The 685-nt window shown below is 67.2% G+C and carries 1 protein-coding gene; it reads right to left on the reverse strand.

The features are described 5' to 3' along the window. On the reverse strand, positions 1 to 590 hold a 590-nt coding region (locus FV223_RS29250; protein WP_187276303.1), incomplete at its 3' end, for a porin. Between the last annotated feature and the right edge of the window lie 95 nt (positions 591 to 685).

A 685-nucleotide genomic window follows, 5' to 3' on the forward strand; every position in this document is an offset into this window, starting at 1 on the left:
GCGATCAGGTTGGTCGAGGACACGTCGGAGCCGGCGGTGGCGCCGGCCAGCTCGAAGTCGTGAGCGTAGAAGTCGAAGAACGACGAGGCGCGACCGGCGGTGAAGCCCGCGAACTGGATGAAGGCCTTGTCGGCGTTCACGTACTGCTGCAGCCGGCCGAACTGATCGACACCGAGAGCCGGGTAGGCGTTGCCGATGCGCTGGTTCGTGCCCGAGGTGCCGAGACCGGAATAGCCGGAGCCGCTGCCGGCTTCCAGGCGCACGAACGCGCGAAGGGTGCCGTAGGCAGTCTGGGTGCGGGCGTCGAGGTTGATGCGCAGGCGGGTGCGGTAGCCGGTGGTGTCACCGTTGTTCGAACCGTTCTGGCGCGAGTACGACGGCTGGTAGGCAGCGTCGAAGCGGGCGCGACCCGAAAGGCGGAGGCAGGTGTCGGTGCCGGGAATGTAGAAGAAGCCGGCGCCGTAGGCGGAGCAGACGCGGACGTACTCGATGGGGGCGGCCTTCTTGACCGGCAAATCGGCAGCCTGGGCGCCGGCGACGGCGGCGAAGCCGGCGGCCGAAGCAAGCAGGGTGCTCTTCAAGAGCGTCATAGATATCTCCAAAAGCTTCGAGACCCGAGGATCGTGTGGTCGCGGGGCCGGGGCCGATCGCGTCACACCTTGTTTTGCGGCCCGCTTTTTGGTGC

It is taken from the genome of Methylobacterium sp. WL116 (genome assembly GCF_008039455.1).
In the GTDB taxonomy this organism is placed as follows: Bacteria; Pseudomonadota; Alphaproteobacteria; order Rhizobiales; family Beijerinckiaceae; genus Methylobacterium.